Raw genomic sequence first — 22,920 nt, 5'->3', positions numbered from 1 at the left:
AATCGGCTTCTGAATTAACTCACCGCCCGGCCCGGCGTTTTTCGTACTACCGCAGCATGGCCAAAACCATTCGCCCCATCCGGTGCCCGCAGTGCGGCGGCACGCAAAACACGCTGCTTGCCCCCGGCCTGTTTCGCTGCGCCAACTGCCAGACGGAATATTACCTCGATTCGGACGACGTGACCGTGCACGTGCGGCACCACTTTCCCGGCCCGCCCGCGCCGCCGGCCGGCCGTCCGCCGCTGTCGTGGGGGCAGCGGGTGGCCATTGGGCTGTGCGCGCTGGTGGGCGCGGGGGCCGTGTTTTGGCTGGTGTTCCTGATTATCGGGCTCGACCAACCTCAACAGCCCAATGCGCCGGCTGCCCCGGTGGCGGGCCTCACGTTTTACCCCACCAACTACGTGTATGCCGATGCCCGGCAGCAGCCCGTGTACGTGACGCTGCGCACCACGGAAGCCCACGGCGACTCCACCACCTGGGCGGCCGTGTTTTTTGACCCGCGCACCGGCAACGTACGCCGCGAGCAGAAACTTCCAGCCCTGGGCAATAGCCCCGAAGAACACCTTTTCAGTTGGCACACCTTTCCCGGCGGGCGGGTGTTTGTGCTGGGCCACCGGAGGCTGTACCAGGTCGACACCCGTGCCAATCAGCTCGCGGACGTAACCCAGACGCTGCTGGCCGACCAGTCCGCGGCCAGCAGCGGAATCGCACAGTATAGCTTCGACACCAGCCACGAGGCCCTGTGCGCCCTCACCAACGAAGGCCAGACCCTGTATTACCTGCCCGCCACCGGCCAAACGTTCACCGAGGGCGCGGCCTTATACCACGCCGCCGACCAGCAGCGGCCCCGCCAGTTTTTCTACTTCGAGCAAGCCCTGAGCGGCGACCTGCAGGCCGCCGCGCGGAGCCGCCTCATTCGCAGCCGCCCGGCCAGCCCAATCAGGCCCGCGACACGGCGGCCGTGGCGACGGACCGGCGCTTTTTCGATGGCCGCGTGCTGTACCAGGACGCCAATACCCTCCTTGTTCTGACCGCGCTAACGCCGCGGCGCGACGGCCCCCGGAGCGTGCAGCGCCTCGACGTGCGCGACGGTCGCATCCTGTGGTCAAAGCCCGCGGGCGCCTACGAATTTGAGCAGGCCGTGCGCACCACCGATGGGTTCGCGCTGCACTACCGCGGCGGCCCCGACTACGTGCACGGCATCGTGCTGCTCACCGACGACGGCCACGACATTCACGACTTCCAGCGCAAGCGTCTGGAGTAGCGGCCGCTTTATCAACCATTCTCTTCGCGCATGAAGTACTACGCCGCCTTCGCCTTGTTGCTGGTCGCCTGCCAGCCCGACCAGCCCGCCGCTACCACCAAGCCCGCTACTGCTGCGCCCAGCAATGCGGCCGAACCAAGCGCCCGCCCGCCGGCCGACACCTTGCACGTGGCCGACTCGCTGGGGCACCCCGCCGGCGTGCTGCGGCTGCGGCCGAGCACCAAAGCGGCTTTCGACCAGCTGCGCGCCGCGGACCCGCTGCCCCAGCGCCCGGCGGAGCGGGAAGAAGCCGCCGTGGCCAGCGGCCAGAAGGCGCCGGCCAACCTCGATGCGCCGCTGCCCGCCGACGGGCGGGTGCAGCGCCGGGGCGAAACCCTCGTCTTCCGGCCGGCGCAGGGGCCGGCCGTCACGCTGCGCCCGGTGCCCTCGTCGCCCGATGGGCCGGAGGGCAACGACATCGGGTATGCGTACTGGGGCAGCTTGCCCGCCGCCCACCAGTGGGTGGTCGACGTGACCACCGACGAAGGCCCGGCCGTGCTGCTACTGGACCAGCGCACCGGTCGGCGCACCGACCTGCTGGGGGCTCCCGCGCTGTCGCCCGACGGCCGCTATCTGCTTAGCGTGTGCGAAGACGTGGCCAGCGGCGGCACCCCCACCGAAATGAGCCTATACCGGGTAGACGGGCCTATTCCGCAGCTGGTATGGAACCGCGCCCTAGGGGATTGGGGACCGCGCTATGCCCGCTGGCGCGACGCCCGCCACGTGGTATTGGCCCTGGCGCACGCGGCCCCGAGTGGCGATGTAGCTGAAGGCGCCGGGCTGCCGCTCACCTACGCTGAGTTGGAGCTGCCCGCTACGCGCTAGCGGGGGTGTTAAAGATTTGAACCCGGGAAATCCTTTGTTTCAGCGGGTAGCGGGATGCGTTCTGAGCAGCCAGCGTAATGGGCGGCTGGAGTAGCCGTTATTCCTCAAAGCTCAAATTGCGCCAGGTAGGTGCCGCTTTCGCCGAAGTAGTCCAGCAGCTCGCCGTTTTTAAGAATTAATTCGCAGCCGTGCTCGGTTTCCCACGCCGGGAAGAAAACGATTCTGACAAACCGGTTTTCCAGGTATTCGTCTTCCTGAACCGCCACGTGGTCCAGGGTAGCTTTTTTGAAAGCAGACGCTGCATCCTTCACCCCAAACTTCCGCAAGTTGGCGTCGGCTTCCGTTTCCCCGGCCCGCACCTTGAAACCGTAGGAGATGCTTTCGCAGCATTCCAGGCAGTGCTTGTACAGCAAGGTTTGCATCAAGGGCTTGCTCTGCTCGGGTAAGTTCAGGAAATCGTTTACCGATTGGGTGAATTTCTCGGAAATGATTTTGGACGTGTTTTTCAGATTGTAATCGGACGCGAGCAGGTCCATTTGTACTTCTTTCTGAAAGAACCCGGAGTAGACCAATAGCTTCGCTTCGGTCCAGATGCTGTTAAGAAGAATCTCTTCTCTTGTCATGTGAATCTGTTTAAGGCCTTCGACACTTTTGGTCAGGCGGGATTTAGTGCGAGAGGAGGCTGTTTGAAAATTGAAGGGCGGAGTAAATAAATGCCCGGTAAGTCATAAGGCAAGCTCTGGTTGGTGGTAGCGTCTCATCAGCTGCTAACTGCCTGCTGCCACCAGCGCAGCACGGCGCGGTCGGCGGGCCGGGCCACCAGCGCTTTTTGGTGCAGGATGGCCTCGGGTGCCAGCAGCGGCAAGCCGTGGTGCCACTGGCAGGCCGCCCAGAATTCCGGCCAGCTCAGGTAGTCGTTCTCGTAGCTGCAATCTAGCACGGCGCCGGCCTGGCGGGCCCGGAGATAGTACTTGCTCGTGAGGTCGGCGGCCTGGAAGGGTAGCGTGACGGGCTGCTCCCAGAGGGTGACACGCCAGCCGCCGGCTTGCAGCTGGCGGGCCAGCGCGGTGAGGGTGGCCGGGTCGGGCGGCAGGAACAGGTCGCAGTCGGCCACCAGGCGGCGGGGCAGGGCGGGGCAGTGCCGGCGCAGGGCGAAGGTGCCCAGGATGCCAAAGGGGATGCCGGCAGCTACCAGCCGGTGCAGGGTGCGCAGGTAGAGGCGCTCGTGGGCGGCGGTCATGGCAGCGCCGGCGCGGGGGCGGCCACGCGGCTCAGCACGCGGCTGTCGGGGTCCCAGTCGCCGGAGAGCGTGCCGTCGGAGTGCAGAATCAGCTTTTGCAGCACGCCGGTGGCGGTGGCGGCTTGCAGGGCGGGGTAGCTGGAAGTTTCAAAGATGACCTCAATGCCCTGCCAGCGGTAGTGCTCGTTGTAGTAATAGTAGCCGAAGGTGCTGCCCGCGTACTGCCAGCCGGCGCGCGGGGCTTCCAGGGTGGGCACCGCAGCGGCCAGCAGCGGCTCGATGGGCACGCGCTGCTGCTCAATCCATTCGGTAAAAACGTTGGGCAGGTAGCTGCCTTCGAGCCGGCTCAGCTCCCGAAACACCACCTGGCGCACGCCCAGCCCGGCGGCCCAGGCGAGGTAGCGCTCCACGTCGGGCAGGGTGGTAATGCCCACCTGGGTGAGGATGCAGGAGTTTTTTACGGCCAGATGCTGGTGCAGCCAGCGCACGGTGGCCGCGTACACGGCGTTGTGGCGCATGGGCTGGTTGCGGTTGAAGCGCATGATGTGCTGGTTCACGGCTTCGTCGTCGTGGCAGCGGGAGAGTTCGAGGCGACTCAGGCCGAAGTCCTGCAGGGCCAGGCCCAGGTCGGGGCTGGCCACGAAGCCACTGCCGTTGGTGTAGAGCACTTTTTCGTCGAACACCATGCCCTCGTGTTCCAGCTGGGTGAGGCAGGCCAGCAGCTCGCGCAGCCACTGCGGCTCGGCGGTGGCTTCGAGGCCGGAGAGGCTCAGGCCCAGCGGCCAGCCCCGGAAGGGGCGCAGCACTTCGCGCAGGCGGGCAAAGTAGGCGGGGTAGTCGTCGATGAGGCGCTTGGCGGTGAGCTGGTGGCCGTCGTAGCGCTGCAGCTCTTCGGAGCAGAAGGCGCAGTGGGCCGTGCAGCGCACCGCGTTGGCGAAGGGGGTGAAGGTGAGGCCGGGCCGGAGGGGCCACGCCTGCCCGAAGGCTTCGATGGTTTCCGAGGGCACCGGCTCATACAGGCGCCAGGCCTGCTGCCGGAAGTGCGTCAATTCGGCGGACGTGCGGGCTACTCGGAACTGGTTGCGCAGGGAAGTTGCCATGGGCGCGCAAGGTACCGAAATTGCGGTTGGGCTGCGCTTGAGGCTTCGTTCGGGCGGGGGCTATTGGGCAGTTTTCAGTAGTAGGCAGCCGAAAGAACGTCAGGCAGTGGGGTGCCCGTCATGCAATGTGGCCGGCTCGTTATGTAATGTGCCGGCCCGTCATGCCGAGCGCAGCGAAGCATCTTTCCTACAATACTAAACCTGATTACTACTGCGGTAAAGATGCTTCGCTGCGCTCGGCATGACGTTCTTTTGTTAACGTTCTAACGCTCGGCTGACGTGCCGACAACCCACGAAACCCCGCGCACCGCGCTACTTTTGCCCCAATGGCCGCCACCCCGCTCATTCCCCGCGTTTCCTTGCTTCTCAAAAAGGCCGCCCGGCTGCTGCTGCAGGTGGGGGCGGCGCTGTTCCTGGCCTCGGTGGCTTGGGTGCTGATGTACCGCTGGGTATCGCCGCCGGCTACCTGGCTGATGCTGGAGCGCCGGGCCCACGCGCCGGTGGGGCTGGGCTACTACGGCATTCAGCCCGACCCGCGCCACATCAACTACCAGTTCCGGACCCTCGACGAGGTGGCGCCGGCCGTGCCGCTGGCCCTGGTAGCGGCCGAGGACCAACGCTTCCTCATCCACCACGGCTTCGACTTCGACGCCCTCACCAAAGCCGCCAAGCGCAACTGGAACCGCGCCGAGGGCAAGCCCGTGGTAGGAGGCAGCACGATATCGCAGCAGGTGGCCAAAAACGTGTTTTTGTGGCAGGGCCGCAGCTACGTGCGCAAGGCAGCGGAGGCTTATTTCACGGTGCTGATTGAGTTTTTGTGGAACAAGCGGCGCATCATGGAGATGTACCTGAGTGTGGCCGAGATGGGCGACTGCACCTTCGGCGTGGAGGCAGCCAGCCAGCGCTATTTTGGCAAGCCGGCGAGCAAGGTGAGCCCGGCCGAGGCGGCGCTGCTGGCGGGCGTGCTGCCCAACCCGCTGCGCTTCCGGGCCTCCAACCCCGGGCCGGTGGCGCGGGCCAAGCAGCAGCGGGTGCTGCGCAACATGCGCCGGCTGGGCGGCACCAGCTTCGTGGCGGAGATATTGAAATAGGTGGCGGGCGTGGGGTCTTGCTGGTAGTTAGAAAAAGAAGAACGTCATGCAGCGCGCAGCGAAGCAGCTTACCCGCAGTAGTGAATCAACGATGAGGACGAAGCGGGCAAGATGCTTCGCTGCGCTCTGCATGACCGCCGGCGGCATGACTGCCGGAGGGGGGCTTTCGGGCTGTATTACTGCCCATCAGCCGGCCACCCCCGCCGACCCGGCCGCTGCCCGCCGGGCCATCGTGCAACTGCTCACCACCCAAACGGCGGCCTGGAACCGGGGCGACATCCCGGGCTTCATGGCCGGCTACTGGAAGTCGGACTCGCTGGTGTTCATCGGCCGCAAGGGCCCCACCTACGGCTGGCAGCCCACGCTGGACAACTACCGAAAAAGCTACCCCGACGCGGCAGCCATGGGCCAGCTCGATTTCAGCGGGCTGCGGGTGACGCTGCTGGCGCCCACGGCCGCGCAGGTGGTGGGCCGCTGGCACCTGGCCCGGCCCGCGGCGGGCGACCTGGGTGGGTATTTCCTGCTGGTGCTGCGGCAGGTGGATGGGCAATGGGTGGTGGTGGCCGACCATACCAATAGCCAGTAAGAACGACTGTAGAGACGCGACCCTTCGCGTCTCAGCGTTCGCGCCGGTAGCAGTTCAATTAATCATTCAACGCCGAGACGCGAAGGGTCGCGTCTCTACAGTCGTTCTTGATGGAGAAGCCGGCGCTTTTTCGTGAAAAATACCGGGTGGCTTCTACGCGGCTGCCGGGCTACGACTACGCCCAAAGCGGAGCTTATTTCGTGACGATTTGCGTGCGTGACCGACAACCCTCTTTCGGCACGGTGGAAGTACCTCGCACTGGCTGGGACGCCGCTTTTGTACAGCCCACCAAACTGGGGCAGCGGGCACTCACAGGCTGGGCGAGCATTCCCGAGTTCGCACCATTCGTGACGCCGGATGCCTTCGTGCTCATGCCCGACCACATACACGGCATTCTGCTATTTGATAAAGATGAGCCATCAGGGCCGCCAGCGTCCTACGACAACCATTTCGGGCCGCAACGGAATAATCTTGCATCGGTGCTGCGCGGGTTCAAGTCGGGCGTCACAACCTTTGCCCGCGTTCATGGGCTAGCGTTTGCCTCGCAGCCCCGGTTCCACGACCGCATTATTCGTTCCGACGACGAGTTGCGCCGCATCCGTGACTACATTCTCACCAACCCCAGCCGTTGGGAAAAGGATTGGGACAACGGCGAAGGCTTGTACCGCTAAGTTGAACGATTGTAGAGCCGCGAGGGGTCGCGTCTCGGCGTTGAACAACCGGCGTTGAACCGTCGCCATTCTGCGCGCACGCTGAGACGCGAGGGGTCGCGTCTCTACAATCGTTCAACAAAAAAAGCCCGCTCCAAACCGGAGCGGGCTTTTTTCATTCAATCAGCCGGCTACAGCGCCGCGCGGCGGGCCTGCACGGCGGCCACGAAGGCATCGAGGGTGGCAATGTCGCCGGTGAGGGTGTCGCGGTCCAGCTCTTTTTCGAGCAGGGCGATGACGCCGTAGTTTTCGACTTTGCTGGTGAGGTTGTTGGCGCGGGTCTGGTAGCGGTTGAGCTGGTTTTGGTTGCGGCGCTTGTCGTCGCCGTCGGGCAGGGCGGCCACGATGGGCGTCAGGCTCGTAATCAACGTTTGGGTGGCCGCCAGCTCGGTTTCGGCGCTGGTGGCGTCGTCCCAGTTGTCGAGCTGGAACTGCAGGTTGTTGAGGCGGTTCACCAGGCCGGTGCGCTCGCGCTGCTTGGTGGCGAGCAGGGCATCGCACTGCACTGCCGTGGTCAGAAGATTTACGGAAAAAGCCATAATAAAAAAAGCAGAAAAAAGGTGAGAAAAGAAAATAAGCTGCCGGTTCGCTCCCGCGTCCCGCTGCCCCCTAAACCTTGATACGCTGGCCTTTATTGTGCGCTACGGCAAAAAAACATTTGTAAATCAATTTAAGACGATGTAGAAACGCGTGCCTGCGTTTCCGCATCAAACGACCATACCATAACAATGCCGTCAAACGGTACCGGCCCCGACCCGCGCGTAGGCGTTTCTACCGCGTTTCAGCGGCCAGCTCCTGGGCGGCAGCCGCCGCTTCGGCCAGCAGCCCGGCGATGCGCCCGCGCAGCCTCGCCTGGGCCGTGCTCCCGCTGCGGGCCAGCTCGGCGCGGGCCCCGGCTGTGAAGTCTGCCAGCCACGCCGGCGCGGCCGTGCCCGCCGGGGCCAGCGCAGCCGTAAGCACGGGCAGGGCCGCCAGCCGCCGACGGGCCCAGGCCGCCCGCGCCGGCAGCAGGCTCAGCGCATAAGTAAGCTGCTCGGCCCGGTGCTGGCAGGCGCGCTGGTGCTTGTGCAAGGCGGCCCGGTCCAGGGCTTCCGGTTCAGTCTCGGCCGGGATGCGGTGCAGGGCCAGCGTCAGCGCCGCTTGCGGCAGGGCAGCCGGGAGCGGTAGGGGGCGGATGCCGCGCTCTACCTGGGAAACCATCGTGCGGCTTAGGCCCAGGCAGTAGCCAAGTTCTTCTTGGCTCAGGTTGAAATGAGCGCGCAGGCGCGGGAGTAGGAGGGTAGCTTCGGGCGACGGCATGTTGCTCTCGTTTTTTGAACAACGTCAAAAAACGAGAGCAATTGCATGAACGGTTTTGCTCTCGGATGTTGAAGCGGGTTGAAAAGCGAGAGCAAAACCCCAGAACTACAATCGGTCAGCAGCTTGCTGGTCTATCACAAACCCGGCGGTGCGGAGCTCGCGCACCAGTTTAGCTTTCCAGTTGCTGTTACCGTGCTGAAAAATCACCCCATGCATATCGCTGGGTGTTTCCACATCTGCGGTGTAAAGCTGGAATACGTTTTTACGGGTTAGAAGCGCGATAAAGTAACCTAATTCAGACACTACGTTCTGGCGGGCACGGGGTCGCAGCCCTTCGGTAGTGGCTTTGCGGGTTTTAGGCTTTAGGCGGCCTTCGTCGTCGGGCGAACAAATAACCACGGCGTATTCACACTGAGCCGCCGCTTTTTCAAACTTCTCCGTGATGGTTTGCCCGGCGTCACCTTCCTTATCTTACACAATGCTAGGGATGCTGAGCGAATGCAAGGCCTGTTGCACTTCGTTGCGGGTTACATGGTCGCGGCCGTGTACGATAAAAACAGTACGGTTTTCCTTATCAATTTTCTGTGCCAGAGTACGGAACTGCTGCACCGTTTTTAGGTAATCAGCCGCTGACAAAGACGAAGAATAATGGGCCTGCTTAGGCGTCAGCTTAGCCAAAATTCCCTGAATGGACTTTTGATAGCTGGCACCTTTGGCAAGCGGATAATTCTTAACCCACTTTTCCAGCCCGCTGCACCATGTTGTGAGCTTGCTGGTTTCGACGTTGCGGTAAGTATTCGTTTCCTTTTTGAGCTTCATTAATTCAGTGTCGGCACTACCAATGAGCTTATGCAGGGGCGTTTTATCGTAGGGTTTCATAGAAGCGCGTTTATGCAAAAACAGCCCGCCAAAGGCGGCCTTAACCAGCCGGTATGTTTCCTGAGCCTGCGTGGGATTTATGGCTAAGACGGTGATGCTGCCCATGAGGAAGCCAATGAACCAGCCTTGCCAGTATTTTTTGGTGAAGCCTGCTGCTTTCACAGTGGCGGTCTGAGTTAGCTACTGTAACAAGCGAAGCGGGGAATGGGCAGCAACGCATTTACGATTTTCATGGTTTCAACGCAAACGGTGCTCACACGGGCCAACAAGTCCATAATTTGTTCTGCGTGGTCGGCGAAGCGGTAGGTATCGAACGGGCGCAAATGGTAGGCAAGGGCCAGCGTGCGGCACCAAAAAGCCCCATTTTTGGAGAGGAGTGTTTCTGGAATTCTTAGGTGGGCAACGCCAATAATTCAGCTTCCAACTGCTGAATGCCGCGTAGCAGATTACTGAAGCTAGGGGAACGGGTGTTGGCAAGGTCGAGCTCCGTGGCAATGCGCCGCGAACCATCTACTTTTTGATACAATCCTTTCGTGAGCGCGTGCAACTCGCGGCTGGGCGAACCGAGTTGGTCGGGTGCCTGAAATTTTGACCGGGCTTTGGGAGGCAGCGTGGCTACGATGCGACAGGCGAGTGCCCGCTCAACGGCGGGTAAGTCGGCCAAGTAAAAGGTCTCCAGTTCGGTGCAAGCGATACGAACCCGCGTCGTGGCCGCCCGACCGGCGGTCACACACTTATCCCAGAGCCGCGCTTTGAGGTCGCGGCAGTCGGGAAAGCTGTCTTGGTCGCGCAAGACCAAAAAGCGGGCTTCTGGATTGAGGTAGTAGCGCAGCCGCTTTTCCAAGCGCTTATCCAAATCCTGCTTACCCTCGAATGGAATGAATGTGCAGGTGATGGAAGCATCGAGGAAGCGAGGCAGCAGTGCTTCGAGAAGGGCCGCTGCCGATTGTTCCTCTAACAAAAATACGAGTTCGCGCTTGTTCATCGGGGGTCGGCACCGGTGAAAAACCGTTGTTTCCAGAGGTAGCCCATCTGGTCACCTTCCTGCATATAAGCCGCCACCTGCGAATTGTCCTGGGCACGTCTGATTTCGGTGCCCCCAGCAGTTTTTACCAGCCAGCAGACTTCCTCCAAGCGCACGGCATTGAGGAAGTCGGGCGAATGAGTAGACACCAGCACTTGCCCGCCCCGCTGGGCATATAGCCGAAACTCCTCGGCCAACTCGGTCATCAGCTGGGGGTAAAGTTGATTTTCGGGTTCTTCAACGCAGAGCAACGGGTGGGGCCGGGGGTCGTAGAGGAGTACCAGGTAGGCGAACATTTTGATGGTGCCATCGGACACGAAGCGGTCAAGAAATGGGGTTTTGAACGACCCATCCCGGAAGCGCAGCGTCAGGTAGCCATCCTCCGTGAGCTTGGGTTCGACGGAACTTACGCCAGGTACCCGGCGGGTCATGGCTTCCAGCACCTGGCCAAAAATTTTCGGGTGGTGCTCAAAAAGGTATTGGGCCACCAGGGGTAGGTTATCGCCCTCAGCCGATAGGTGTTCGTAAGTGCCGCTGGCTTCTTTGCGCCCACGCGCGGCGTTGATGTGAAAGTCGGAAACGTGCCAGGATTCGATGAGTTGGCGAAACGCATTAGCGGCTTTGAAGCGCTCGAACTGGCCCAGTCCTTTCAGGGCCAGCATATCGGGGGTATTCAGCTTTTGGGACTCCCGGCCCAACTCTTCATCCTTTTTGTCGAAGTCTTCTTCGTTGGTAATGGCGTAGCCCTCCCCGTTGCGAAAGTCGAGAAAGTGGTAGGGGCTGCCGTAGCGCCCGCGCTTATAGCGCAGAATCTCGCGCTTGACATAGGGCTGCCCTTTGCGCTCCCCGATTTCGAGGGAGTAGGTAACCAAGCGCTCGACTTGGGCAATGGGCATCCGGTATTGAATTTCAATCAGAATGGTTACCCCCGTTGCGCTGTCGCGGCTCACAACTTCGCGAAAGCGCCCCCGCTTATCCAGCGCTTGGCGCACATTGTTTTGCAGGCAATCGTGCAAAAAACCAAACACATCGAACAGAGTAGATTTGCCCGTGCCATTGGCTCCCACCACTACCAGCATCGGCGGAATATTAGTCAGTTCAAACTTGCGAAAGACCTTAAAATTCTTCAGGCGAATGGATTCGATTTTCATGGAACTAGGGCTGGAGCGGACAAATAACGGGCCGGAGGGCTAGATTTCACATTCCGGGCCGCAGGGGCGACTGTGCAGCCAGTGCATCCACGATTTCCATCGTTTCGACGCTAACGGTACAGACGCGGGCCAGCAAGTCGGCCACATGCGCGGCGTAGTCGGCGAAGCGGTAGGTGTCGAAGTGGGCGCGAATGGTGGGGTCTTTGGGGGTGCGCTCCTTGTACTGGTCGAGCACCCACTCCAGGGCCGAACGGTTGCCGAGGCGGTAGCGCCATGCATCAGCCGGAATGCCAGTGAGTAACGGCGTGTCGTTGTAGAGGATTGCACCGGAGAAATGGTCGGCTTTGAGGCGGGTTTTCGCCGCGCGCTCCCCGGGGGGGTGCGGGGGGGTGCGGGGGGGTGCGGGGGGGTGCGGGGGGGTGTACGTCTTTAAACCGGATAAAAGTTGCGTTTTCTCGTAATTCAGATGCAGCATCAGTAGCTGCTTGCCGGCCGTGGCCCAGGCATCAAACTCCGGGTAGAAGGGCAAGCGCGGGAAGTCGCGCTTCAGGTTCTGGGCGTAGGCGGCGCGGTAGTGCGGGTCGTGTAGCACGGCGTAGGCGTAGTGGAATATCTGCTCCCCGCTGATGCTGGCGTTGCCGTAGTGCGTGCGGAATTGGGACAGGCCCCAGGCAGTGATGTTGGGCTGCTTGTCGCCGTTGGCGTTATTCAGGAATAAGGGGACAAGTTGAGAATCGCCCGTAAAATGTAAGTCAGTAAAAGAACTTGTAGCTAATACCTGAAACGGTTTAGTAGCATTACCGGCACCAAGGCAAATAATAGGCTGATTATTCGCGTAGCTTTTACCGAAGAGACCAGATTCATCAACGAAAATTTGGGACCGGTACACAAACCGTTTGACAAAAGGTCGGTAGTTCAGTGGCAAAATTCTTCCTTCTGAAAAATCTTCCTTTTCACCTTTCGCAAATCTGACTTTCAAATTGCGTGACCACTTAATTGTACCATCAAATTCACCTTTAAGCTGCTTGGAATACCCTTCAATAAACCGTTGCATCTTGGCGGCTACTGATTCTGGTGTTATACCAACAACCCACTCATCACGGTTAGTACTCATGCCCGTTGAATAGCGCCGGAATAGCGCCCGTTCTCCCGCGATGCTTTTCGCGCCCTTCGTTTCCTTGTCAATCAACGGTACCAAGCTCTCCCAGTCGTTATCCGTTTGCCCGAGCCAGTTGCCTTTGGCGTCGGGCTTGATGCGGTCGAAATCGACGTTTTTGAACTTGGTTTCGTGGAGGAAGGTGAGCTTGTCGGCGGCCGTTTCCATATCGGGCCGTCCGGCGTAGTGAATTTTGGCGGGTTGGTTTTTGCGCTTGGGCTGCTTGATGAAAAAGGCCATCGCCACGCCCGTCTGAATGCCGAACACATTGTGCTTGGTGCCCGAGAGCTTGGGGTTGGCGCGCACGTCGCCGCCCAGGTCCACGAGGTAGATGTCGCTGAACTCCTCGGCCACCGACTTGCGGAAGCCATCGAAGGTGCGCGAGTGAATGAAGCTGCTGTTGGTAATGAAGGTGAGCACGCCCTTGTCGGCCAGCCGGTCGGAGGCCCAGCGGAAAAAGCGGGCGTACATGTCATAGAGCTTGGTTTTTTGGGCCGTGCTGCGGGCTATGTACGTGTCCTTGATGCGCTTGTCGACCTCGCGGTAGGTGCGGTTCTTGTTGTTGTCGTTCTCGTTTTGCTGGTTGGCGTTGTAGGGCGGGTTGCCGATGATGACGGATATTTCGCGCTCGTTCTGGCGCTTAATGCGCTGGGCGTTTTCGAGGCCTAGGCCGAAGCTGAGACCCAGTTGCCCGCGCCGGGTTTTCTGAAAGCCCACGTTGTCGAGGGTGTCCACGAAGCAGATATTGTGAAACTCGGCGTACTCGCCCATCTTCTGCTTGTAGGTGTATTCGATGTTGAGGTTGGCGATGTAGTAGGGCAGAATGGCCACCTCGTTGGCGTACAACTCGTGCGCGTACTTGTGGGCCAGGGTCTTCTTGGGCAGGTACTCCAGCAGCTCCGTGATGAAGGTGCCGGTGCCAGTGGCCGGGTCCAGAATTTCGACGCCCTTGTCGCCGAGCAGCTTGTCGAAATGCTTTTCGGTGAGGTATTCGGTGCTCTCAATCATGAAGCGCACCACCTCGTTGGGCGTGTACACGATGCCCAGGCGGTCGGCACCCTTGGGGTTGTATGCCTTGTAAAAGTTCTCGTACACCACCTTCAAAAACTTCTGCTTCTCCTTGTGGCTGGCAATGCCCGAAGCTTGGGCATTAATCACGTCGAAAAAGGGGCGGATGCGCTCCAGGGTATCGCGGCGGGTGGGGCCGGTGAAGAAGGTATTAATCACCTGCTCCAACTCGTGGGCGATGTTGTTTTCGCGGTGAAACTGCGTCTCATCAAACACCCGGTTGAAGATGTCCTCGGTGAGGATGTGCTGAATCATCATCTCGCGGGCCTCGCTCGCCCCAAAGTCGGGGTTGATACTGTCTTGGCCCAGCGCCACAAAGCTGGCGAGCTTGGTTTTGAAAGTGACATTGGTCTTCTCGGCAGCCTCAATCACCTTGCGCAGGCTCTCAACTACGCCGGGCAGGTCCTGCCGAAATTGCTCAATGGCCCTCCGAAAAGTGCGGACTTCGGGCCGCTCGTAGTTCAAAAATTGGGTGAGCAGGAGGTCAGTGGCCGCGTCGTCGTCGAGTAGTACGCGCCCGGTCTCACTGCCCGCTTGAATAAGCACCAGCGTGCGCGAGTCTTCAAAGAGAATGTTGTCCTGGGGGTAGCCTTTGGCGAATTTCTTTTGGATTTCCTCGTTGAGGTCGTCGTCCGTATCCTTGGCTTCCCAGTAGCCCCAACTCAGGCGGAGAGCATCTTTCACGGTGCCATCGGGGGCCACGCGCTTGCCTTTCGGCGTGAGGTAGTCCAGCTCCGGCACCAGCAGAAAGTCCTTCTGGCGGCAATATTCATTAAGAAGACTCTGAAACGCGCCGCGGATGGCCGTTTCCTTGGTGCTACCGCCGTATTGAATGAGCTGAGCAATTTCGTTTTGGTAGCGTTGGACAGCTTGGCGCGACATAATCAAAAGTGAATAGAAATCGGGCCACAAGGTAGCCTAATTCTATTCTACCAGCCCCAGCCCCGCCGCGTGCGCGGCAGCCGTGGCATAGTCGGTCGCCAGCAGCATGGGGACGCCTTCGCGGCCCAGTTCCTCGATGATGGGACCGACGAGCAGGGCGCGCTCGGGCACCTGCACGTCGCGGATGTAAATGGCTTTGATGCGGCCGGGGTGGCGGCGCACTACTTCGCGGTAGATGCGGGCGTCTTCCTGGCCGCTGTCGCCGCAGAGCACGAAGGGCAGCGCGGGGTAGGTAGTGAGGATATCGTCGATTTCGTGCAGCTTGTGGGCGAAGTGGATGGCGGCCGAGCCCGTGACGCCGGTCGGCACGGGGGCCTTGGGGCGGGCAATGCTGAGGTCGCGCAGCAGGAGCGGGCCAGTGGGAATCTCGTGCAGCTTCAGGAACTCGTCCAGCATATCGTAGAGGTTCCAGGGGCTGCTGCTCACGTAGAAGAAAGGGTTGTCGGGGCGGCCGGTGCGGCCCTGCTGGAGCCGGCGGTAGAACTCGGCCACGCCCGCGAAGGGCTGTTTCGACTGTGCATTGCTGAAGAGCACGCGGCCCAGCATCTTGACGATGTTAGTGGCGCTGGTTTCAAACACCGTGTCGTCGAGGTCGGAGATGACGCCAAACTCGGCGCTGGCGGGCGGCACCAGCACGTGGGCCTGGGTGGCAATGGCCTCGGCGGGCAGCTTGAGAAACGCGGGCAGCCGGGCCACGCGCACCGGCACGGGGTACCAGAGGAAATCGACGGGGGCGGGCAGGGCCTGCGGCTCGATGACGAGGGTGAAGTAGCCCTCGTCGTCGGTCGTGACGAGGTGCTGGCTGCCGTCGGGCAGCTCGGCCACGAGGTCGGCCGCGGCTACTTCGCGGCTGTTGAAGCGGCGCACCATGCTGCGAAAGTTGCGCCAGCGGGAGTCGGCGGCGGTGGCGGCGGTCAGGCCGGGGTCGGCCAGCAGGCGGCCTTTGATGTAGAACTTGGCGGCGGTGCCGTAGCTGCGGTAGGCGTCGATTTGCAGGGGACGCAGCCAGCCGCGCCGCGCCGAAAAACGGGTGAATAAATGGTCGGTCCACTCCGAAACGTTGGACAGGGCATTGGGCAACTTCATGGGGCAAACCTACGGCCGGGGCGGCGTAGGGGTGCGCTTGGTTCTGACAGGGCGCCTCACTCCCGGCCCCGGTTGGCTTGAAGTGCGAAGTCCCAAGCAGAGGGAACATCGATTCGGCGCCCGCTTGAACGGCAGCTTCCTGAGCCCATAAGCATCGCGCAAAGTTGCACTATCCGGGTGAAGAGCCATAACCCAGCAAAAATGCCGGCCAGCAAAGTAAAAGCAGGCCATGAAAAATAGCTGCGCGCTGATTACAACAACATTTTGTCATTAAAAAATATACACACGATTGCGGAAACGTGTGCGGTAGGTGGCAGCGGAAGTTTTAAGAAAAAAGGATTGACAGCGTTTGCGGGGCCGTCTACCTTCCGAAAGAAAGGCCTTTTTGGGCTTGCCAGGGCCTGGTCAAGCCGTGAACAGCGGGCGGCATGAGATTTTACTCAATTGCATTTTCGCTGGGAACGTTTGCGGAGCCGCATTCATCGGATTTCCGGTGCTGGCGGCTGGGGCCCTGGCGCTTTTCCTTCACTCCTAAACCATCTTCTGCCTATGAGCCCACGCGCCGAACCGGCGCCCCCTGCCTACCCCAAACCCGTCACTTTTTACCCGTTCTGTCCAACCATTCCTTTTAAACCACTCATTAAAAAGATGAAAACAAAACCTACCTTTATTGGCCTGCTGCTGGGTTGCCTCAGCTTCGGCGCGATGGCCCAGGTGCCGCTGGTGTACTCCGCCGAAAACACGGGCGGCAGCTGCGCGGCGCCGGTGCTGCCCAGCTTCAGCCAACTGCCCAGCGTCGAGCCGCTCACGGACCCGTTCATGTGGTCGAGCGGCACGGGGCGCTCCACCAGTTTCAGCGACTGGGAGTGCCGGCGCAACGAAATCAAGGCCGAGATTGAGAACTACGAAATCGGCACCAAGCCGCCCCGGCCGCAGAACATCACGGCCAGCTACGCGGCCGGCGTACTCACGGTGAACGTGACGGTGAACGGGCAAACCCTGACGCTGACCTCGCAAGTGACCCTGCCCACGGGCGCGGGGCCGTTTCCGGCCGTCATCGGCATGAACAGCCCCTCGGGCAGCGTGCCGGCCGCGGTGTTTAGCAGCCGCAACATTGCCACCATCACCTTCAACCACAACCAGGTAACGACCTACAACAATCCCCAACTGACGGACCCCTTCTACCGGCTCTACCCCGGCCAGACGCTGGCCAACTCGGGCCAGTACAGCGCCTGGGCCTGGGGCGTGAGCCGGATTATCGACGGGCTGGAGCTGGTGCAGGCCAGCCTGCCCATCAACCTGCAGCGCATCGGCGTGACGGGCTGCTCCTACGCGGGCAAGATGGCGCTGTTTTCCGGGGCCTTTGATGAGCGCATCGCCCTGACCATTGCGCAGGAATCGGGCGGGGGCGGGGCCCCGGCCTGGCGCGTGTCGGAAACCCTGGGCGCGGTGGAAAAGCTGGGCGCCACGGACTACCGCTGGTTTAAGGACGACATGCAGCAGTTTCAGGGCAGCAACGTGAGCAAGCTGCCCGAAGACCACCACGAACTGATGGCCATGATTGCGCCCCGCGCCCTGCTGGTGACCGGCAACACCGATTTTGAGTGGCTGGCCAACCCGGCGGCCTACGTGTCGGCCCGCGCCGCGAGCGTGGTCTGGAACACCTTCGGCATCGGCGACCGGTTCGGCTTCTACATCGACGGCGGGCACAACCACTGCGCCGTGCCCGCCACCCAGCAGCCCGCCATGGAAGCCTTCGTGGATAAGTTCCTGGTCGGCAACACGGCCGTCAACACCAACATTGCCGTGCACCCGTACCCGGGGCTGGACTACCAGCGCTGGACCCGCTGGTGGGGCACCAGCACGCCCGTGCTGCCCGCCGAGCCGCTGGGCAAGCGCTACTGGCTGGAAGCCGAATGCAGCGGCGTGGGCTCGAACTGGCAAACCGTGGCCGATACCTCGGCCGCAAACGGCGCCTACGTGAAGGTGCAGCCCGGCCTGAGCAGCCCCACCGCCGCGCCCACCAACGCCGCTGACGCCCTGGTGATGCCCTTCGTGGCCGACAGCGCCGCGACCTACAATTTTCTGGCCCGCCTCAACGTGCCGGCCGGGGAGGAGTACGGCTACTGGATAAAGCTTGACAACGGCGCGTTCCGGGCCGTGGGCAGCCAGCTGGCCACCAACCCCGGCTTTGAAAACGGCCTGACGGGCTGGAGCACGCTAAATGCCACCGGCGCCACCATTTCGGCCAACACCGTGGCGTCGGAAGCGCACAGCGGCACGGGCTCGATGAAGGTTATCAACCCCACGGCTCAGCCCGGCAACCAGTGGCGGGTGCAGGTAAGCAGCACCGCCTTCCCGACCACCATCGGCAGTCAGTACGTCATTTCCTACTGGGTGCGGGCGGCGGCGGGCGGCGGCTCCATCCGGATGTCGACCGGGCCCAGCAGCCCGCAGTACCAGGCCGACCAGACCATCGGCACCGCCTGGCAGCAGGTGAGCTGGACCATCACGGCGGGCGTGGCGTCCACCACCGTGCTGTTCGACATGGGCCAGGTGGCCAACACGTATTACATCGACGACGTGAGCATCAAGGAAGTGGGCGCCAGCGGCTGGCGCTGGCTGAAACTGACCGAAGCGCCTCTCACGGTGGGTCCGCACACGTTCACCATCGCCTACAACACCGGCGGCGGCACGCAGCTGGACAAAATGGTAGTGGCCGTGGCCACGAAGTCCATCCAGGGCAAAGGCGCCACGGCTTCCAACTGCAGCGCGATTTCGGCCACGGCCGGCCCGTTGGCCAACAGCGGCATCGAGGTGTACCCCAATCCGGCCAAAGAGAAAATTACCGTCAATCTGGGCGCCAACCTTTCCCACGTAAACAGCATCGACGTGCTGGACCTGGTGGGCCGGAAGCTTTCGCAGGTGGAAGTAGGCAAGCAAGCCATGCTGACCATTCCGACCGAACGGCTGAAGCCGGGCGTATACCTGCTGCGCTTCAGCGGCGACGAAACCCGGACCCAGCGGGTAAGCATTCAGTAACGCTGGCTGGGATACAAGAAAGTCAATTCCAGAACACAACAAAAAGACCTTCATGCAGCGCGCAGCGAAGCATCTTTACTGCGAGAGTGAATGATTACTATCACGGTAAAGATGCTTCGCTCCGCTCTGCATGACGGGAGGCCGTGAATAGCCTCTTTCAATAGCCCCCTTGAATCTCCTTATTTCCCGGCGTGCGCTTTGGCCCTTGCAAATTCGCCGGGCACGGCGCTGGTTTTGATTTTGTAGCGGTAGAAGCCCGGCATTTGGTCTTCTTCCTTCAGGAACTCGTGGTTTTTCTGGCTGAGCCAGAAGGTTTGCGTGTAGGGCACGTTGGTAGGAGTGTGGCCTTCGGTGACGAGCTTCCAGCAGGCCACCGGCCGGCCGCCGGGCACCGCCAGCACTTCGCGGCCGGTCACGGTGTAGGCCACGTAGGTGGGCAGCCCCTGGCCGGCATCGTAGAAGGGGATGACGAAGCGCTTGCCCGCCGCCAGCGGCAGCAGCTCGAAGGTTTCGATGTCGAGGTTCCAGTTGAAGCAGGGCTGCCGGAAAGCCAGCTTAAAAGCCGTGGCCTGGTTGCCGGCCACGCTGTCGGCCCCCGCGATGCTGGTGGCGCTCCAGTTGTAGGCCTTGCGCTGGCCCTTCACCGTTTCGGCGTGGTAGAGCGGGGCAAAATCGGCGGCGCGCAGGAGCGAAGAAACTTCGCGGTAGCTGGTGGTATCGGAGCCGTACCAGTGCTGGGTAATGCGGAAGGCGGCCTCGCCCTGGTGCGTGGTGGCCTGCACCTCGCGCCGCCACAGCCAGAAGCCCAGACTTTTGGGCTTGGCCGGGCTCTGGTAATACACCAGGTACTGGCGGGTGCCGGTCCGGAGCCGGGCCGTTTGGAGGCGGTGGTCGGTCAGGCGAATGGTGTCGGCGGTCTGGGCGGCCGCGGGCCGGGCCAGCAGGGCAGTAGCCAGCGCCGCAAGAAGCAGCCGCCCGCCGGAGAGGTGAAGGAGCATGACTAAAAGCAGGGTAAGTGAGTGAATGGCGCAAAGCACTGGCAGGACAGCCGCGCCCGGGGGCGTCATTCGACTCGCGCCGGGATTATTTCGACCATCCCGGGCCCGGCACCGACGATTGCGGATAAACGCCCGCCAACGGCCATTTTCCCCAGCTGTCGAAAAAGCGCGGTAGCTGGTCGAAAAAATGCCGGCCCTAGTGCCGCTGCTACTTTCGGAGCGGTATGTTTACCGGCCCACCCTGGCCTTTTGCTCACTGGCCGGCCGTGGCTGGCTGCTTGCGCATGATTTCAGTTTCTTCGCGCTCCCGCGTCGTGGCGCTCCACGTCTCGTTCTGGAGCGTCTACTTTTCCTTCTACACCTACCAGTTCGGGCAGGAATTCCCGCGGCGGCAAGTGGTGGTGGGGCTGCTGGCGGCCATGGCCCTCAATGCCGCGCTGGCCTACTTCAACTACCTGTACCTGCTGCCCCGCGTGCTCCGCAACCGCCGCGTGGGCGAGTACCTGGCGCTGCTGGCCGTGCCCTACGCGGCCACGGTGGCCCTGCGCGTGGTGGCCGACCGCCACCTGCTGGCCCTGGGCGGTAGCTGGCGCTACGTGCACTCCGCGGCGCATACGTGGTCGGTGGCGGTGGGCGTGCTCTTTATGGGGGTGTTCATCGCCATGCTCTACTTTGCCACGCACTGGTTTGCGCTTGAGGCCCGGACCCGGGCGCTGGAAAACGATAACCTGGCCACGGAGCTGCGCTACCTGAAGGCCCAGCTCAACCCGCATTTCCTGTTCAACACCCTCAACAACCTGTATTACCTGGCCTACACCCGCTCGTCCCACACCCCGGAAGTGGTGGCCACGCTGGCCCAGATGATGCGCTACATGCTGGAGGAGGCCAACCGACCGGCCGTGGCCCTGAGCCGCGAGATTGACTACCTGACCAGCTACATCGAGCTGGAAAAGCTGCGCCTGAACAACCCCGTTCCCATTACCTTCACCGTGGCCGGCGAGCCCACGGGCCGGCTGGTGGCCCCGCTTATCTTTATGGCTTTCCTGGAAAACGCTTTCAAGCACGGCGTGAGCACCACCTGCGCTGGGGCCTGGGTGCGCATCCACTTCGACCTGACCACCGCCGAGTGCTGCTTTACGGTGGCCAACAGCAAGCTGCCCGCGGCGGCCCCGGCCCCCGGCCCGGCCGGCACGGGCCTGCCCAACGTGCGCCGGCGGCTGGCCCTGAGCTACCCCGGCCGCCACGAGCTGCGGGTGGAAGACCTGCCCGATGAGTACCGCATTCACCTGCGCCTGACCCTATGAACCAGCTTTCCTGCCTGCTGGTGGAAGACGAGCCCCTGGCCCGCCAGCTCCTCACCGATTACGTGCAGCAAGTGCCCTACCTGCGCCTGGTGGGAACCTGCGCCACCCCCACGGCGGCCTTGGCGGCGCTGCACCAACAGCCGGTCGACGTCATGTTTCTCGACGTGCAGATGCCGGAGATGACCGGCCTGGCGCTGCTGCGGCTGCTGCCCCGCAAGCCCCTGGTGGTGCTCACCACGGCCTACTCCGAGTATGCCCTGGAAAGCTACGAGCTGGATGTGGTGGACTACCTGCTCAAGCCCATCACCCCCGACCGGTTTTTGCGGGCCGTGCATAAAGTGTATGCCCGCTGGGAGCCGGCGGTGTCGGTCGGCGTGCCTGCCCAGCCCGCCCCGCCCGCCCAACCCGCTGGCCCGGCCTACCTGTTTGTGAAGGACGGCGCCCAGCTGCTGAAGGTGTGGTGGGCCGATGTGCTGTACGTGGAAGGCCTGCGTGACTACGTGACCATTCATACCCGGCAGCGCAAGATTGTGAGCCTGCAGCAGCTCAAGGCCCTCACCCAGCAGCTGCCCGCCGACCGGTTCGTGCGTATCCATCACTCCTGCATCGTGGCCCTGGATGCCATCGACGTGGTGCACAAAGACAAGGTGCAGATTGGCGAGCGGTACCTCCCGGTAAGCGCCACCTACGCCAAAGCTTTCCGCGAGGCCGTGGAGCGCCACCGCATCTAGCGCGTGGTGAACAGATGGTTGAAAAGAATTCCAGGCTGAACGTCATGCAGAGCGAAGCGAAGCATCTTTACCGCAGCAGTAATCCCGTCAACTAGATTGCGTTGCGCGGTGGGGATGCTTCGACTTCGCTCAGCATGACGTTTCTGAATCGTATGGCCCACCGCCGCCCCGCGCAGGCACCAACTCCCTGCGCGCCGCCTGCGTACCAGTGCTACCAGTCTTTTCAACCCCACCCATGCCTACTGCCCCCGCAGCTGCTCCCCGCCCCAAAACCCGCAAGAAAACCCTGCTCCCGCAAGAAGAGGCGCACATCGTGTACAAAGACCCCGCCCGCCAGGCCGAAATGGCCGGCCTGCGCTACGCCACCGACCAGGGCAAGGGCATCAGCCGCAAGCCCACCCGCGCGGGCAATTTCGTGTACCACGACGCCAAGGGCGAGAAAATCACTGACCCGAAAATCCTGGACCGCATCAACGGCTTCGTGATTCCGCCGGCCTGGACCGACGTGTGGATTTCGCCCTCGCCCAACACGCATTTGCAGGTGACGGGCCACGACAGCCTCGGCCGCAAGCAGTACCGCTATCACCCGGCCTGGGACGAAATGCGCAGCCTCACCAAGTTTTCACGCCTGCGCACCTTCGGCGAAAAACTGGCCCCCCTGCGCGAACAGTTCAACAAGGACCTGAAACGCCCGGCCCTCGACCGCGAAAAAGTGGTGGCCCTCGTGCTCACGCTCATGGACCAGTCGTTCATCCGCGTCGGCAACAAGGAATACGCCAAGAAGAATGGCAAAACCAAGCCCAGCTACGGCCTCACCACCCTCAAGGACCAGCACGTCGCCATCGAAGGGGCCGACGTCAACTTCGTGTTTGTGGGCAAAAAGGGCGTGCCGCACGACGTGACCCTGCACGACGCCCGCCTGGCCCGGCTGGTGCGCAAGTGCAAGGAGATTCCCGGGCAGCACCTGTTCCAGTACTACTCCGCCGACGGCCAGCGCCACGCCCTCGAATCGGGCGACGTGAACGAGTACCTGCACCGCCACACCGGCCTGGCCCTTTCGGCCAAGGACTTCCGCACCTGGGGCGGCACCGTGAAAATGGTGGAATGCCTCGAAAACGTGCTGAAAGAAGAGCCCGACCTGGCGCCCGAAAAAGTGGTGAAGAAAGCTGTGAAAGTGGTAGCCACCGGTTTGGGCAACACGCCCACCGTATGTTCAAAATACTACATTCACCCGCAAGTGGTGGAGCTGTTTAAAACCGGCGAGCTCATCGAATACCTGCGCAAGCACGACGCCGAAGCCCAGCCCGGCGACCTGCTGTCGCCCATTGAGCGGCTGGTGCTGAAAATGCTGGAGCAGGCGTAGAGACGCAATATATTGCGTCTCT

General features: G+C 62.0%; 22 protein-coding genes. 10 read left to right on the top strand and 12 right to left on the bottom strand.

Annotation, left to right across the window (positions count from 1 at the left end; all coding sequences use genetic code 11):
* Positions 1-56: 56 nt before the first annotated feature.
* The 3 genes from I2H31_RS05000 to I2H31_RS04990 are packed head-to-tail and all read left to right on the top strand — an operon-like array spanning position 57 to position 2,128.
* Positions 57-1,031, top strand: a complete 975-nt coding sequence (locus I2H31_RS05000) for a hypothetical protein (protein ID WP_196291908.1) — start codon at positions 57-59, stop codon at positions 1,029-1,031.
* A complete protein-coding gene (locus I2H31_RS04995) occupies positions 995-1,264 on the top strand; it encodes a hypothetical protein (RefSeq protein WP_196291907.1) in 270 nt (89 codons plus the stop codon). The genes I2H31_RS05000 and I2H31_RS04995 overlap by 37 nt, the downstream gene beginning before the upstream one ends.
* A gap of 30 nt (positions 1,265-1,294) precedes the next feature.
* Entirely contained in the window at positions 1,295-2,128 is an 834-nt protein-coding gene (locus I2H31_RS04990) for a hypothetical protein (protein ID WP_196291906.1), read from the top strand.
* Positions 2,129-2,232: 104 nt separating this feature from the next.
* On the opposite strand, the gene I2H31_RS04985 is transcribed toward I2H31_RS04990, so the two are convergent.
* From I2H31_RS04985 to I2H31_RS04975, 3 genes are all read right to left on the bottom strand, one after another.
* Positions 2,233-2,751: a DUF6985 domain-containing protein gene (locus tag I2H31_RS04985; protein ID WP_196291905.1), complete on the bottom strand. Its 519-nt coding sequence runs from the start codon at positions 2,749-2,751 to the stop codon at positions 2,233-2,235.
* Between the two features lie 137 nt (positions 2,752-2,888).
* A complete protein-coding gene (locus tag I2H31_RS04980) occupies positions 2,889-3,368 on the bottom strand; it encodes a hypothetical protein (protein WP_196291904.1) in 480 nt (159 codons plus the stop codon).
* Positions 3,365-4,468 carry a radical SAM family protein gene (locus tag I2H31_RS04975; protein ID WP_196291903.1) on the bottom strand — a complete coding sequence of 368 codons (1,104 nt, stop codon included), beginning with the start codon at positions 4,466-4,468 and terminating at the stop codon, positions 3,365-3,367. Before I2H31_RS04975 ends, I2H31_RS04980 begins: the two co-directional genes overlap by 4 nt.
* A gap of 326 nt (positions 4,469-4,794) precedes the next feature.
* Between I2H31_RS04975 and mtgA the strand changes: the two genes are divergently transcribed.
* The 3 genes from mtgA (at position 4,795) to I2H31_RS04960 (ending at position 6,816) form a co-directional block, all read left to right on the top strand.
* Positions 4,795-5,559: a monofunctional biosynthetic peptidoglycan transglycosylase gene (gene mtgA / locus I2H31_RS04970; RefSeq protein WP_196291902.1), complete on the top strand. Its 765-nt coding sequence runs from the start codon at positions 4,795-4,797 to the stop codon at positions 5,557-5,559.
* 130 nt (positions 5,560-5,689) lie between these two features.
* Positions 5,690-6,145, top strand: coding sequence for a YybH family protein (locus I2H31_RS04965; protein WP_196291901.1), 456 nt, complete (start codon positions 5,690-5,692; stop codon positions 6,143-6,145).
* Positions 6,146-6,255: 110 nt separating this feature from the next.
* The gene (locus I2H31_RS04960; RefSeq protein ID WP_196291900.1) at positions 6,256-6,816 is read left to right on the top strand and encodes a transposase; all 561 of its coding nucleotides are present in this window, start codon (positions 6,256-6,258) and stop codon (positions 6,814-6,816) included.
* Positions 6,817-6,986: 170 nt separating this feature from the next.
* Here I2H31_RS04960 and I2H31_RS04955 read toward each other — a convergent pair whose 3' ends face one another.
* The 8 genes from I2H31_RS04955 to I2H31_RS04920 form a co-directional block, all read right to left on the bottom strand.
* Positions 6,987-7,394 (bottom strand): hypothetical protein, encoded by a 408-nt coding sequence (locus I2H31_RS04955; RefSeq protein WP_196291899.1) that lies wholly within the window; start codon positions 7,392-7,394, stop codon positions 6,987-6,989.
* Positions 7,395-7,626: 232 nt separating this feature from the next.
* Entirely contained in the window at positions 7,627-8,154 is a 528-nt protein-coding gene (locus I2H31_RS04950) for a helix-turn-helix domain-containing protein (RefSeq protein ID WP_196291898.1), read from the bottom strand.
* 105 nt (positions 8,155-8,259) lie between these two features.
* Positions 8,260-8,598, bottom strand: coding sequence for a TIR domain-containing protein (locus tag I2H31_RS25780; RefSeq protein ID WP_196292489.1), 339 nt, complete (start codon positions 8,596-8,598; stop codon positions 8,260-8,262).
* Positions 8,599-8,625: 27 nt separating this feature from the next.
* Positions 8,626-9,195, bottom strand: coding sequence for a hypothetical protein (locus I2H31_RS04940; RefSeq protein ID WP_196291897.1), 570 nt, complete (start codon positions 9,193-9,195; stop codon positions 8,626-8,628).
* 229 nt (positions 9,196-9,424) lie between these two features.
* Complete coding sequence (locus I2H31_RS04935) at positions 9,425-10,018, bottom strand: DUF4276 family protein (RefSeq protein WP_196291896.1); 594 nt, start codon at positions 10,016-10,018, stop codon at positions 9,425-9,427.
* Complete coding sequence (locus I2H31_RS04930; protein ID WP_196291895.1) at positions 10,015-11,208, bottom strand: AAA family ATPase; 1,194 nt, start codon at positions 11,206-11,208, stop codon at positions 10,015-10,017. Before I2H31_RS04930 ends, I2H31_RS04935 begins: the two co-directional genes overlap by 4 nt.
* Before the next feature lie 46 nt (positions 11,209-11,254).
* Positions 11,255-14,314 (bottom strand): type ISP restriction/modification enzyme, encoded by a 3,060-nt coding sequence (locus I2H31_RS04925; protein ID WP_196291894.1) that lies wholly within the window; start codon positions 14,312-14,314, stop codon positions 11,255-11,257.
* Between the two features lie 42 nt (positions 14,315-14,356).
* Positions 14,357-15,460: an App1 family protein gene (locus I2H31_RS04920; protein ID WP_196291893.1), complete on the bottom strand. Its 1,104-nt coding sequence runs from the start codon at positions 15,458-15,460 to the stop codon at positions 14,357-14,359.
* 648 nt (positions 15,461-16,108) lie between these two features.
* Here I2H31_RS04920 and I2H31_RS04915 point away from each other — a divergent pair.
* Entirely contained in the window at positions 16,109-18,502 is a 2,394-nt protein-coding gene (locus I2H31_RS04915; protein ID WP_196291892.1) for a glucuronyl esterase domain-containing protein, read from the top strand.
* Between the two features lie 179 nt (positions 18,503-18,681).
* Here I2H31_RS04915 and I2H31_RS04910 read toward each other — a convergent pair whose 3' ends face one another.
* The gene (locus tag I2H31_RS04910) at positions 18,682-19,500 is read right to left on the bottom strand and encodes a DUF3108 domain-containing protein (RefSeq protein ID WP_196291891.1); all 819 of its coding nucleotides are present in this window, start codon (positions 19,498-19,500) and stop codon (positions 18,682-18,684) included.
* 284 nt (positions 19,501-19,784) lie between these two features.
* Here I2H31_RS04910 and I2H31_RS04905 point away from each other — a divergent pair, with 284 nt between their 5' ends.
* The 3 genes from I2H31_RS04905 to I2H31_RS04895 all read left to right on the top strand — a co-directional run bounded on the left by I2H31_RS04905 (position 19,785) and on the right by I2H31_RS04895 (position 22,898).
* Positions 19,785-20,804: a sensor histidine kinase gene (locus I2H31_RS04905; RefSeq protein ID WP_196291890.1), complete on the top strand. Its 1,020-nt coding sequence runs from the start codon at positions 19,785-19,787 to the stop codon at positions 20,802-20,804.
* Complete coding sequence (locus I2H31_RS04900) at positions 20,801-21,535, top strand: LytR/AlgR family response regulator transcription factor (protein ID WP_196291889.1); 735 nt, start codon at positions 20,801-20,803, stop codon at positions 21,533-21,535. Before I2H31_RS04905 ends, I2H31_RS04900 begins: the two co-directional genes overlap by 4 nt.
* Before the next feature lie 235 nt (positions 21,536-21,770).
* Positions 21,771-22,898 (top strand): DNA topoisomerase IB, encoded by a 1,128-nt coding sequence (locus tag I2H31_RS04895; RefSeq protein WP_196291888.1) that lies wholly within the window; start codon positions 21,771-21,773, stop codon positions 22,896-22,898.
* Positions 22,899-22,920 lie beyond the last annotated feature (22 nt).

The sequence above is a fragment of the Hymenobacter ruricola genome, from assembly GCF_015694525.1.
GTDB lineage: Bacteria > Bacteroidota > Bacteroidia > Cytophagales > Hymenobacteraceae > Hymenobacter > Hymenobacter ruricola.
Note: the sequence above shows the minus strand (reverse complement) of the source record. Positions and strands in the feature narration are given on the sequence as shown.

Excerpts from the sequence above, each read along its gene's own strand:
- I2H31_RS05000 (WP_196291908.1), top strand. The coding sequence starts at position 57 with ATGGCCAAAACCATTCGCCCCATCCGGTGCCCGCAGTGCGGCGGCACG.
- I2H31_RS04990 (WP_196291906.1), top strand. The coding sequence starts at position 1,295 with ATGAAGTACTACGCCGCCTTCGCCTTGTTGCTGGTCGCCTGCCAGCCC.
- I2H31_RS04985 (WP_196291905.1), bottom strand. The coding sequence starts at position 2,751 with ATGACAAGAGAAGAGATTCTTCTTAACAGCATCTGGACCGAAGCGAAG.
- I2H31_RS04980 (WP_196291904.1), bottom strand. The coding sequence starts at position 3,368 with ATGACCGCCGCCCACGAGCGCCTCTACCTGCGCACCCTGCACCGGCTG.
- I2H31_RS04975 (WP_196291903.1), bottom strand. The coding sequence starts at position 4,468 with ATGGCAACTTCCCTGCGCAACCAGTTCCGAGTAGCCCGCACGTCCGCC.
- mtgA (WP_196291902.1), top strand. The coding sequence starts at position 4,795 with ATGGCCGCCACCCCGCTCATTCCCCGCGTTTCCTTGCTTCTCAAAAAG.
- I2H31_RS04965 (WP_196291901.1), top strand. The coding sequence starts at position 5,690 with ATGACCGCCGGCGGCATGACTGCCGGAGGGGGGCTTTCGGGCTGTATT.
- I2H31_RS04960 (WP_196291900.1), top strand. The coding sequence starts at position 6,256 with ATGGAGAAGCCGGCGCTTTTTCGTGAAAAATACCGGGTGGCTTCTACG.
- I2H31_RS04955 (WP_196291899.1), bottom strand. The coding sequence starts at position 7,394 with ATGGCTTTTTCCGTAAATCTTCTGACCACGGCAGTGCAGTGCGATGCC.
- I2H31_RS04950 (WP_196291898.1), bottom strand. The coding sequence starts at position 8,154 with ATGCCGTCGCCCGAAGCTACCCTCCTACTCCCGCGCCTGCGCGCTCAT.
- I2H31_RS04935 (WP_196291896.1), bottom strand. The coding sequence starts at position 10,018 with ATGAACAAGCGCGAACTCGTATTTTTGTTAGAGGAACAATCGGCAGCG.
- I2H31_RS04930 (WP_196291895.1), bottom strand. The coding sequence starts at position 11,208 with ATGAAAATCGAATCCATTCGCCTGAAGAATTTTAAGGTCTTTCGCAAG.
- I2H31_RS04925 (WP_196291894.1), bottom strand. The coding sequence starts at position 14,314 with ATGTCGCGCCAAGCTGTCCAACGCTACCAAAACGAAATTGCTCAGCTC.
- I2H31_RS04920 (WP_196291893.1), bottom strand. The coding sequence starts at position 15,460 with ATGAAGTTGCCCAATGCCCTGTCCAACGTTTCGGAGTGGACCGACCAT.
- I2H31_RS04915 (WP_196291892.1), top strand. The coding sequence starts at position 16,109 with ATGAAAACAAAACCTACCTTTATTGGCCTGCTGCTGGGTTGCCTCAGC.
- I2H31_RS04910 (WP_196291891.1), bottom strand. The coding sequence starts at position 19,500 with ATGCTCCTTCACCTCTCCGGCGGGCGGCTGCTTCTTGCGGCGCTGGCT.
- I2H31_RS04905 (WP_196291890.1), top strand. The coding sequence starts at position 19,785 with ATGATTTCAGTTTCTTCGCGCTCCCGCGTCGTGGCGCTCCACGTCTCG.
- I2H31_RS04900 (WP_196291889.1), top strand. The coding sequence starts at position 20,801 with ATGAACCAGCTTTCCTGCCTGCTGGTGGAAGACGAGCCCCTGGCCCGC.
- I2H31_RS04895 (WP_196291888.1), top strand. The coding sequence starts at position 21,771 with ATGCCTACTGCCCCCGCAGCTGCTCCCCGCCCCAAAACCCGCAAGAAA.